Consider the following 9,794-nt stretch of genomic DNA (forward strand, 5'->3'; position numbering starts at 1 on the left):
CGGGCATCGGCGACTGACGCCCGCTCGCGCTCGTGAGGCCCGGCCCGGGGTCGCTCCCCGGGGCCGGGCCTCCGTCGTTCCCGGAGGGGGCGCCGGGCCGTCGCTCGGCGGGCGCGAAACGTGGCGAAATGCCAGAGTTGTGGGGATCTGCGATATAGCTGGAGCCGTACGACGGGAGACCCGCCCAATGCCTGACACTCCGACGCCCGCGAGCATGCACAAGAACCCCGCGAACGCCCCGGCCTCCGCTCCTTCCCACGCCTCCGGCCCGTCCGGCTCCCCGGGCCACTCCGGCCCGGCCGCCCCGGCCGCCCAGGGTGCGGCCAAGCCGGTCGCCGAGCGCGGCCGTACGGCCCTCGCCGTCGGCGTGGTCGAGAAGATCGCCGGCATGGCGGCCCGCGAGGTCTCCGGCATCCACGCGCTGGGCTCGGGGCTGGCCCGCACCTTCGGCGCCATGCGGGACCGGGTGCCCGGCGGCCGGTCCAGCATCGGACGCGGCATCAAGGCCGAGGTCGGCGAGAAGCAGACCGCGATCGACATCGCACTGGTCGTCGAGTACGGCGTCGTCATTCCCGAACTCGCCCGCCAGGTACGGGAGAACATCATCAACGCGGTCGAGCGGATGACCGGCCTGGAGGTCGTCGAGGTCAACATCGCGGTCAACGACGTGCACCTCCCGGACGAGCCGGAGTTCGAGGAGGAAGAGGAACAGGTGGTGTCCTCCGGACAGCGGCCCAAGCTCAAGTGACGGCCCGGGCACGCGGGATCCGGGGCGCAGGACGAGGGAGTAGCGGATGAACCTGGCCGTGGTCGGCCTCGTGGTGGGCATTGCCCTCGGCTTCGCCGGGTACTTCGGCGGGTTCGCGGCCTTCCTGCTGGTGGGGGTGCTCGGGCTGGTCGGCTTCGTGGTCGGGCGGCTGCTGGAGGGCGACATCGAGCTCCGGGACCTGGCCGACCTGCTCCGCGGCCGCGACCGGCGCCGCTGATGACGGGCCCGGCCGCCCCGGCGGCGCGCGGCCGGATCCGGATCTCCGACCGCGCGTACGCGCGCATCGCGGCCCGCGCGGCCACCGAGGCCCTGGCGGGAGCGTGGGCCGGACGGTCGCTCAGGGGCGCGCTGCCCACGGTGTCGGTGTCGGTGCCCGGCAGCACCGTCCGGGTCCGGATCGAGGTCGAGCTGCCGTTCCCCAGCGATCTGGCCGCGCTCGCCCGGGCCGTGCGCGACCGCGTCGGGGCGCAGGTCAAGGGGCTGACGGGGACGCGGGTTTCGGAGGTGGTCGTGGTCGTGGAGCGGCTGGTGACGGGAGGGCGGTCGTGACGGTGCCGCAGGAGGGGGAGGCGGGGGCGGACGAGGAGAAGGTGCGGCGGCCCCGGGCGGCGCGGACGCCCGAGGCGGCGCTGGTGGCGGCCGGCGTCCTGGTGGTCGCGGGTGCGCTGCTGTACGACGTGGTCTCGGTGCGGACCGGGCACTCCGTGCGGCGGTGGCGGGCGGAGATCGCGGACGAGCTCGCCACCCGTCACCTGGACGACCTGTGGGTGCTGGTCGGCGCCGGGGTGGCCACCGGGCTGGGGGGCCTGCTGCTCTGGCTGGCGTTCGCGCCGGGGCTGCGCCGGTGGCTGGCGCTGCGCCCGCACGGCGGTACCAGCGCGGTGATCAACCGGTCCGGGATCGGGCACCTGCTGACCGACCGGGCGGCCGGGCTCCCGGGCGTCGAGCGCGTCCGGGTCCAGATCGGCCGGCGGCGCGTGCGGGTGCACCTGTACGGGCCGTCCGACCCGGCGGCGCTGCAACGGCAGTTGCGGGACGAGCTGGCGCGGGTGACCTTGGCGCGGCCGTTGCGGCTGGACGTCCGGACGGTGCCGAAGGCGGGGGCGGGCGAGGAAGGGGCGGGGAGCGTCGGCGACGTGGGAGGGGCGGCGGGATGAGCCGGGGGACCGTCAACCGGGTGCTGATCGGGCTGGTGGGGGCGGTGCTCGTGGTGGCCGGGGTGCTGGTGCTGGCCGGCGGGCTCGACCTGTACGGGCGGCTCGGTGTGCACCCGCCCGGATGGTGGCCGCTGACCTCGCCCAACCAGCCCGTGGTGAGCGCGCGTTCGCGGACCCGGTGGGTGGCGAGTGCCTGGTGGTGGCCGACCGTCATCGGCGGGCTGTCGGTGCTGGTCGTCGCCATGGTGTGGTGGCTCGTGGCGCAGCTGCGGCGGACGGGGCTGTCGAGCATCGCGGTGCCGACGCCCGGGGCGGGCGGGCTCAAGGTGCGGGTGAGCGCGCGGGCGCTGGAGGAGGTACTGGAGTCGGGGACCGTCGTGTTGCCCGAGGTCGAGCGCGCCGGCGTGCGCCTGGTGCGCGCGCCCGGGCACCCGCGGCTGCGGGGAGCCGTCCGGCTCACCCCCGGCGGGGACCCGGCCGGGCTGGTGGAGCACTTCGAGACGGGACCGCGGGCCGACGCGCTCGGGAGCCTGGGGCTGCCGGAGCTCCCCGCCGACCTGCGGATCCGGGTGCTCCAGGAGGCCCCCGCCGGTCCGCGGCGCCGTCGGCGGGGACGTCGGCGGAGGCCACCACGGGTGGAGTGACCGGCCGGGGCTCAGAGGGTGCGAAGGGCTCCGCCGTCCACCGGGACCATCAGGCCGGTCAGGTAGGACGCGGCGGGGGAGAGCAGGAACGCGGCGACCTTGCCGAACTCCTCGGGGGTGCCGTAGCGGCCGAGCGGGATGCCGGCGCTGTGGTGGGCGCGCGCACCGTCCGGGTCGCCGGCGAGGGCGTCGAGCTCGCGGACCCGGTCGGTGTCGATCCGGGCCGGGAGCAGGCCGACCACCCGGATGTCGCGCGGGCCGAGCTCGTCGGCGAGCGCCTTGGCGGCCATCGCGAGGCCGGGGCGCAGGCCGTTGGAGATGCCGAGGCCCGGGATGGGCTGGCGGACGGAGGAGGAGAGCACGAAGCCGATCACGCCGCCCTCGCCGAGGGCCGCGGCGGCGGTGCGGGCGATCCGCAGGGCGCCGAGGAAGACCGACTCGAAGGCGTCGCGCCAGGCGTCCTCCGGGGTGGTCTCGACGGAGCCGGCCTGCGGGCCGCCGACGCTGATCAGGACGCCGTCCAGGCGGCCGAAGGCGGCGGTCGCCTCGGTGACGAGCCGTTCGGCGGTGCGCGGGTCGGCGTTGTCGGCGGTCACGCCATGGGCGGTGCCGGGGAGGCCGGCGAGTCCGGCGACGGCCGCGTCCACGGACTCCTTGGTCCGGCCGGTCACCAGTACGTGGGCGCCGTCGGCGGCGAGTTCGCGGGCGGCGGCGAGGCCGAGGCCGCGGGTGGCGCCGGTGACGACGTACGCCCTGTCCTTCAGTCCGAGATCCATGGGGGACATCTTGCCCCGTCGGGGGCGTCCGGCGTGGCGCGGGCGTCCTCTCAGGCGGGGACGGCCTCCGGGGTGACCTCGGGCTCGGCCTGCTGCTTGGCGCGGTCCTTGGCCTCGCGGCGGACGAGGACCCACACGCCGACCGGGATCATCGCGGTGAACAGCCACCACTGGATCGCGTAGGCCATGTGCGGGCCGATGTCGGAGTGGTTGGGCTCGGGGATCAGCGCGGGCTGGTCGGCCGGGGCCGGGGTGGTGGCGGTGAGCTCCAGGTAGCCGCCGAGCAGGGGGGCGCCCGTCTCCTTGGTCTGCTGCTCGGTGTTGATCAGGTTGAACTGGCGGTCGGGCAGGCCGGCGCGGTCCTTGATGAAGCCGCCGCTGCCCTTGGCGGTCTCGTCGGCGCGCATCCGGCCGGTGAGGGTGACCTCGCCGGCGGGGGCGGCGGGGACGGGCGGGTAGTCGGCCGCGCCGTCGCCGGAGGCGACCCAGCCGCGGTTGACCAGGAGGGTGCCCTTGCCGTCGGACAGCTTGAGCGGGGTCACGACGAAGTAGCCGATGGTGCCGTTGGCGTCGGTCCGCTTGCGGACCACGAACTCGTGCGCCGGGTCGTACTGGCCGGTGGCCGTCACCGCGCGCCACGTGAGGTCCGCCGGGACGGCGGTGCCGGGGGCGGGCGACAGACTGTCGAACGGCTCCGGCGTGGCGGTGAGGGCCTTGGCGATGAGCTCGTTGCGGGCCACCCGTGCCTCGTGGCGGTGCAGCTGCCAGAAACCCAGCTTGATCGTCGTGGGGATCAGCAGCAGCGCGATCAGCAGGGTGATCAGCCATTGCCGGGTCAGCAGAAAACGGTACACATGGGAACCGTACGCCGACCTCACAAGCGGCTCACGCACCGGGGTGCGGGGCGACCTCGCGCAGCAGCTGGAGGAAGGCGTCCTCGCCGACGACCGGGGTGCCGACCTCTCGGGCCTTGCGGGCCTTGCCGCTCCAGCTGTTCGGCTCGTTGGTGACGAGGAGGCTGGTGAGCCGGCTCACCGAGGAGGCGATGTGCAGGCCGGCCTCGGTGGCGCGGTCCTCCAGCAGCTCGCGGTCGGTGGCGGTGTCGCCGGTGAAGGCCACCCGCATGCCCTGGACCAGCGGCTTGCCGTCCTCCCAGCGCCCCGGGTTGGGGTAGGGGCACGGCGGGCGCTTCTTGGCCTGGCGGTAGGCGGCGCCGTTCCAGCTGCTGCGGCCGGGGGACACGGGCTCGTCCTCGCCGAGGTCGGTGACCGCGACGCAGGTCTGCAGGGGCAGCGGGACGCCGCCCAGGCGCGCCAGCTCCAGGCTGGGGCGGAACGCCTCGGCGAGCACGCGGGCGTCGTCCAGGGCGTTGTGGGCGTGGCGCTGCTGGACGCCGAAGTGCGCGGCCAGCGAGGCGAGCTTGCCGTTGGGCAGCGGCAGGCGCAGGTCGCGGGAGAGGACCATGGTGCAGATCCGCTGGTCGACCGGGGCGCGGCGGCCGGCCCGGGAGAACTCGCGGGAGATCATGTTCCAGTCGAAGAGCGCGTTGTGGGCGACCAGGACGCGGTCCGCCAGACGGGCGGCGAACTCGTCGGCGATCTCCGGGAAGGTCGGGGCGCCGGAGAGCAGTTGTGCGGTGAGGCCGTGGATCCAGACCGGGCCCGGGTCCCGCTCGGGGTTGACCAGGGTGTACCAGTGGTCGGTGATCTCGCCGTCCGGGTCCAGCTGGTAGACGCCCGCGGAGATGACGCGGTCCGAGCGGCCGAGGCCGGTGGTCTCGACGTCCACCACGGCGAAGCCCCCGTCGGGGGTGGCGGTGCGCTGGGCGGGGAGCCGCGCGCCGAGCGTCTCGGGCTGGATCGGTTGCATGGTCCAACAGGATAAGCGCCGATCGGGTGGCGTACGGCCGAAATGTTCGGGCGGGGCAGCCGGAATAGAGTGTTCCGCATCAGTGTCGTACATGCGGCCGACTCCGAGGACAAGGACGAGAATCCATGCGCGCCACCGTCATTCACGGCCCCAATGACATCCGGATCGAAGAGGTCCCCGACCCGGTGATCCAGCAGCCGACGGACGCCGTCGTGCGGGTCGTGAACGCCTGCATCTGCGGCAGCGACCTCTGGGCGTACCGCGGCGTCGCGCAGCGCGTGGCCGGGCAGCGGATCGGCCACGAGTTCCTCGGCGTGATCGAGGAGGCCGGCGCCGAGGTGCGGGGCTTCGCCAAGGGCGACCTCGTCGTGGCGCCGTTCGTCTGGTCGGACGGCACGTGTGAGTTCTGTCTCGAAGGCCTCCAGACGTCCTGCCCGCACGGCGGCTTCTGGGGCCAGGTGGGCTCGGACGGCGGACAGGGCGAGGCGGTGCGGGTGCCGTTCGCGGACGGGACGCTGGTGAAGCTGCCGAAGGAGGCGGCCGGCGACGAGAAGCTGCTGCCCGGCCTGCTGGCGCTGTCGGACGTCATGGCCACCGGGCACCACGCGGCGGTCTCGGCGCGGGTGCGGCCGGGCTCGACGGTCGCCGTGGTCGGCGACGGCGCGGTCGGCCTGTGCGGCGTGCTGGCCGCGCACCGGCTGGGCGCGGGCCGGATCATCGCGCTCGGCCGGCACACCGCCCGTACGGACCTCGCCCGGCGCTTCGGCGCGACGGACGTGGTGGCCGAGCGCGGCGAGGCGGCGATCGAGGCGGTGAAGGAGCTGACCGGCGGACAGGGCGCGCACGCGGTGCTGGAGGCGGTCGGCACCGAGGAGTCGATGCGCACGGCCGTCTCGATCGCCCGGGACGGCGGCGCGGTGGGCTACGTCGGGGTGCCGCACGGCGGGAGCGCCGGAGTCGATATCGGCCAGATGTTCGGTCGCAACGTTTCGCTGAACGGCGGGGTGGCGCCGGCGCGCGCGTACATCCCCGAGCTGTTGCCGGACGTTCTCTCGGGCGCCATCGAGCCGGGCCTGGTGTTCGACCGGACGGTCGGGCTGGCGGAGGTCCCCGACGGCTACCGGGCCATGGACGACCGGTCGGCACTGAAGGTCCGGATCGCTTTCTGACCGATCCGGCCACATCTGATAGATCGTCATGAGGGGCGTCACCATTGGGCGGTGACGCCCCTTAAGCATGGAATCGGGTGGTTCCGATGTGACGCCAGTGGTGGTTTTCGGCCAATTGGATAGTGCGAGGGGGTGAACAGCTGGCCGATCGCAGTCAACCCCTTCCGGGGTGGGCACGACGCTCCTAGCATTGCGCGGCGCGCATACGGATTGTGACGCCCCTCACCTCCGAGCGTCCCCCTTGTGCGACCGCTACGCCGAAGGAGTGAGGAGTACAGCGTGGAATCGCCGCCGATCACCACTGCCCCTACGGATGTCCAACTCATCGACGAGAGCGAGGAGTTCCGGGCTCTGCGGAGTTCCTTCCGGAACTTCGCCTTCCCGGTCACCATCGGCTTCGTGCTGTGGTACCTGCTCTACGTCCTGCTCTCCAGCTATGCGCCCGCTCTGATGGGCACCAAGGTCGTCGGGCACATCAACGTCGCACTGGTGCTGGGGCTGCTGCAGTTCGTCACCACCTTCGCCATCGCGGCGTGGTACGCCCGGTACGCGGACCGGCGGATCGACCCGCCCGCCGCCGCGATCCGCGAGGCCCACGGCGCCGCCGTCCATGCTCCCCGGGAGTCCGCCGAATGATCCTGCTCGCCAGCTCCGCCACCGAGCACCGCGGCCTCACGATGACCCTGTTCGGATTCTTCGTGCTGCTCACGCTCGGCATCACCGTCTGGGCCGGGCGGCAGACCAAGGACGCCGCCGACTTCTACGCCGGCGGCCGGGGCTTCACCGGCTTCCAGAACGGCCTGGCCATCTCCGGCGACTACATGTCCGCCGCGTCCTTCCTCGGCATCGCCGGCGCCATCGCCCTCTCCGGGTACGACGGCTTCCTGTACTCGATCGGGTTCCTGGTGGCCTGGCTGGTCGCCCTGCTCCTGATCGCCGAGCCGCTGCGCAACTCCGGCCGCTACACCATGGCGGACGTGCTCGCGTTCCGGATGAAGCAGCGCCCGGTGCGCACCGCCGCGGGCGTCTCCACGATCGTCGTGTCGATCTTCTACCTGCTCGCCCAGATGGTCGGCGCCGGGACGCTGGTCGCCCTGCTGCTGGGCGTCAGCGGGGACGGCGCCAAGCGCTGGACCATCGTCGCCGTCGGCGCGCTGATGGTCGTCTACGTGGTGATAGGGGGCATGAAGGGCACCACCTGGGTGCAGATCGTCAAGGCCGTGCTGCTGATCGTCGGCACCGCGCTGATGACCGTCCTGGTGCTCGCCAAGTACCACTTCAACCCGTCCGAGCTGCTCGGCGCCGCCGCCAGTGCGAGCGGCAAGGGCGCGGCCTTCCTCGAACCCGGGCTGAAGTACGGCGCCACCGACACCAGCAAACTCGACTTCATCAGCCTCGGGATCGCGCTCGTGCTCGGCACCGCCGGCCTGCCGCACATCCTCGTCCGCTTCTACACCGTGCCCACGGCCAAGGCGGCGCGGAAGTCGGTGCTCTGGGCGATCGGCATCATCGGCGTCTTCTACCTGATGACGCTGGCGCTCGGCTTCGGCGCGGCGGCGCTGGTCGGGCCCAAGGCGATCAAGGCGGCCAACGCGGCGGGCAACACCGCCGCGCCGCAGCTGGCCGAGTCGCTGGGCGGCGGCGCGGGCTCCACCGGGGGCGCGATCCTGCTCGCGGTGATCTCCGCGGTCGCCTTCGCCACCATCCTCGCCGTCGTCGCCGGCCTCACCCTGGCCTCCTCGGCCTCCTTCGCGCACGACCTCTACGCCAACGTGATCCGGCGCGGCCGGGCCACCGAGAAGGAGGAAGTGCTCTCGGCGAAGTGGGCCGCCGTCGCGATCGGCGCCGTGGCCATCGTGCTCAGCCTCTTCGCGGGCAAGCTCAACACCGCGGCCCTGGTCGCCCTGGCCTTCGCGGTGGCCGCCTCGGCCAACCTGCCGACGCTGCTCTACTCGCTGTTCTGGAAGCGCTTCACCACCGCCGGCGCCGTCGCCTCCGTCTACGCGGGCCTGATCAGCTCGGTGGTGCTGGTGATCTTCTCGCCGGTGGTCTCGGGCGCGAAGACCGCGCTCTTCCCGGACTCCGACTTCCACTGGTTCCCGCTGGAGAACCCCGGCCTGGTCTCCATCCCGATCGGCTTCCTCGCGGGCTGGATCGGCACCCTGCTGTCCAAGGAACGCCCCGACCCGGCGAAGTACGCTGAACTGGAGGTCCGCTCGCTGACCGGACTGGGCGCCCACTGATCACCACGCGATGACTATGCTGGCCCGGCCCCGCCGCGACGGTGGGCCGGGCCGGCCGCATTTCTGGTGAAGGGACCGCCGTGCTGCTCGACACCTTCGGACGACAGGCCGTCGACCTGCGCGTCTCCCTCACCGACCGGTGCAACCTGCGCTGCACGTACTGCATGCCCGAGGAGGGGCTGCAGTGGCTCGGCAAGCCCGACCTGCTCACCGACGAGGAGATCGTCCGGCTGGTCACCATCGCCGTGCGCGACCTCGGGGTGCGGGAGGTGCGCTTCACCGGCGGCGAGCCGCTGCTGCGCCCCGGGCTGGTCGCGATCGTCGCCGCGTGCAGTGACCTGGAGCCGCGCCCGGAGATCTCGCTCACGACCAACGGGATAGGGCTGGCCCGCACCGCGACGGCGCTGCGCGAGGCGGGGCTCGACCGCGTCAACGTCTCCCTGGACACCCTCGACCCCGAGGTGTTCTTCACGCTCACCCGCCGCCGGCGCCACCAGGACGTCCTGGACGGGCTGGCCGCCGCCGAGGCCGCCGGGCTGGCGCCGGTGAAGCTGAACGCCGTGCTGATGCGCGGGGTCAACGACCACGAGGCGCCCGACCTGCTCGCCTGGTGCCTGGAGCACGGCTACGAGCTGCGGTTCATCGAGCAGATGCCGCTGGACGCCCAGCACGGCTGGGACCGCACGTCGATGATCACCGCCGAGGAGATCCTGGACCGGCTCGCCGCGCGCTTCGCGCTCACCCCGGAGCCCTCCGCGCGCCGGGGTGCCGCGCCGGCCGAGCGCTGGCTGGTGGACGGCGGCCCGGCCCGGGTCGGCGTGATCGCCTCCGTCACGCGGCCCTTCTGCCGCGCCTGCGACCGCACCCGGCTCACGGCCGACGGTCAGGTGCGCAACTGCCTGTTCGCGACGGGGGAGACGGACCTGCGCACCGCCCTGCGCGAGGGCGCGGGCGACCACGAGATCGGCGCGCTGTGGCGGGCGGCGATGTGGGGCAAGAAGGCGGGCGCCGGGATCGACGACCCGGAGTTCCACCAGCCCGACCGGCCGATGTCGGCGATCGGGGGCTAGGGCCAATACCAGTGACTTAAGGATCTCTGCTGGTAGGCTACCTGTCCAGGAGGTGCCTGGATGCCACGCCCTGGACAGGTCAAGTCGGCAACGGACG

General features: G+C 73.3%; 12 protein-coding genes. 9 read left to right on the plus strand and 3 right to left on the minus strand.

Translation table 11 applies throughout. The annotated features are described in order from the left end of the window. Positions 1-214: 214 nt before the first annotated feature. Genes AB0O00_RS21005 through AB0O00_RS21025 form a run of 5 tightly spaced genes read left to right on the plus strand, consistent with a single transcriptional unit; the run spans position 215 to position 2,570 of the window. Positions 215-748 carry an Asp23/Gls24 family envelope stress response protein gene (locus tag AB0O00_RS21005; protein ID WP_363653929.1) on the plus strand — a complete coding sequence of 178 codons (534 nt, stop codon included), beginning with the start codon at positions 215-217 and terminating at the stop codon, positions 746-748. 46 nt (positions 749-794) lie between these two features. After that, positions 795-986 (plus strand): hypothetical protein, encoded by a 192-nt coding sequence (locus AB0O00_RS21010; protein WP_363653931.1) that lies wholly within the window; start codon positions 795-797, stop codon positions 984-986. Then, positions 986-1,318: a hypothetical protein gene (locus AB0O00_RS21015; RefSeq protein WP_363653933.1), complete on the plus strand. Its 333-nt coding sequence runs from the start codon at positions 986-988 to the stop codon at positions 1,316-1,318. The genes AB0O00_RS21010 and AB0O00_RS21015 overlap by 1 nt, the downstream gene beginning before the upstream one ends. Continuing rightward, the gene (locus AB0O00_RS21020) at positions 1,315-1,926 is read left to right on the plus strand and encodes a DUF6286 domain-containing protein (RefSeq protein ID WP_363653935.1); all 612 of its coding nucleotides are present in this window, start codon (positions 1,315-1,317) and stop codon (positions 1,924-1,926) included. The genes AB0O00_RS21015 and AB0O00_RS21020 overlap by 4 nt, the downstream gene beginning before the upstream one ends. Next, on the plus strand, positions 1,923-2,570 hold the full coding sequence (locus AB0O00_RS21025; RefSeq protein ID WP_363653937.1) for an alkaline shock response membrane anchor protein AmaP: 648 nt from the start codon (positions 1,923-1,925) through the stop codon (positions 2,568-2,570). Before AB0O00_RS21020 ends, AB0O00_RS21025 begins: the two co-directional genes overlap by 4 nt. Positions 2,571-2,581: 11 nt before the next feature. On the opposite strand, the gene AB0O00_RS21030 is transcribed toward AB0O00_RS21025, so the two are convergent. From AB0O00_RS21030 to AB0O00_RS21040, 3 genes are read right to left on the minus strand one after another with little or no spacing between them, the layout of a single operon-like run. Beyond that, a complete protein-coding gene (locus AB0O00_RS21030; RefSeq protein WP_363653939.1) occupies positions 2,582-3,346 on the minus strand; it encodes an SDR family oxidoreductase in 765 nt (254 codons plus the stop codon). Positions 3,347-3,396: 50 nt separating this feature from the next. After that, positions 3,397-4,200 (minus strand): SURF1 family protein, encoded by an 804-nt coding sequence (locus AB0O00_RS21035; protein ID WP_363653941.1) that lies wholly within the window; start codon positions 4,198-4,200, stop codon positions 3,397-3,399. A gap of 31 nt (positions 4,201-4,231) precedes the next feature. Beyond that, a complete protein-coding gene (locus AB0O00_RS21040; protein ID WP_363653943.1) occupies positions 4,232-5,215 on the minus strand; it encodes a DEDDh family exonuclease in 984 nt (327 codons plus the stop codon). A 125-nt stretch (positions 5,216-5,340) separates the two neighbouring features. Here AB0O00_RS21040 and AB0O00_RS21045 point away from each other — a divergent pair, with 125 nt between their 5' ends. The 4 genes from AB0O00_RS21045 (at position 5,341) to moaA (ending at position 9,697) form a co-directional block, all read left to right on the plus strand. Further along, complete coding sequence (locus AB0O00_RS21045) at positions 5,341-6,384, plus strand: zinc-dependent alcohol dehydrogenase family protein (protein WP_363653945.1); 1,044 nt, start codon at positions 5,341-5,343, stop codon at positions 6,382-6,384. A 279-nt stretch (positions 6,385-6,663) separates the two neighbouring features. Continuing rightward, complete coding sequence (locus AB0O00_RS21050; protein WP_363653947.1) at positions 6,664-7,020, plus strand: DUF485 domain-containing protein; 357 nt, start codon at positions 6,664-6,666, stop codon at positions 7,018-7,020. Continuing rightward, entirely contained in the window at positions 7,017-8,627 is a 1,611-nt protein-coding gene (locus tag AB0O00_RS21055; RefSeq protein ID WP_363653949.1) for a cation acetate symporter, read from the plus strand. The genes AB0O00_RS21050 and AB0O00_RS21055 overlap by 4 nt, the downstream gene beginning before the upstream one ends. 80 nt (positions 8,628-8,707) lie before the next feature. Next, positions 8,708-9,697 (plus strand): GTP 3',8-cyclase MoaA, encoded by a 990-nt coding sequence (moaA, locus tag AB0O00_RS21060; protein ID WP_363653951.1) that lies wholly within the window; start codon positions 8,708-8,710, stop codon positions 9,695-9,697. Positions 9,698-9,794 lie beyond the last annotated feature (97 nt).

The organism is Kitasatospora sp. NPDC093558 (genome assembly GCF_040683475.1).
In the GTDB taxonomy this organism is placed as follows: Bacteria; Actinomycetota; Actinomycetes; order Streptomycetales; family Streptomycetaceae; genus Kitasatospora.

Coding starts and splice junctions, on each gene's coding strand:
- AB0O00_RS21055 (WP_363653949.1), top strand. CDS start 7,017: ATGATCCTGCTCGCCAGCTCCGCCACCGAGCACCGCGGCCTCACGATG.
- AB0O00_RS21030 (WP_363653939.1), bottom strand. CDS start 3,346: ATGGATCTCGGACTGAAGGACAGGGCGTACGTCGTCACCGGCGCCACC.
- AB0O00_RS21025 (WP_363653937.1), top strand. CDS start 1,923: ATGAGCCGGGGGACCGTCAACCGGGTGCTGATCGGGCTGGTGGGGGCG.
- AB0O00_RS21010 (WP_363653931.1), top strand. CDS start 795: ATGAACCTGGCCGTGGTCGGCCTCGTGGTGGGCATTGCCCTCGGCTTC.
- AB0O00_RS21040 (WP_363653943.1), bottom strand. CDS start 5,215: ATGCAACCGATCCAGCCCGAGACGCTCGGCGCGCGGCTCCCCGCCCAG.
- AB0O00_RS21015 (WP_363653933.1), top strand. CDS start 986: ATGACGGGCCCGGCCGCCCCGGCGGCGCGCGGCCGGATCCGGATCTCC.
- AB0O00_RS21005 (WP_363653929.1), top strand. CDS start 215: ATGCACAAGAACCCCGCGAACGCCCCGGCCTCCGCTCCTTCCCACGCC.
- AB0O00_RS21045 (WP_363653945.1), top strand. CDS start 5,341: ATGCGCGCCACCGTCATTCACGGCCCCAATGACATCCGGATCGAAGAG.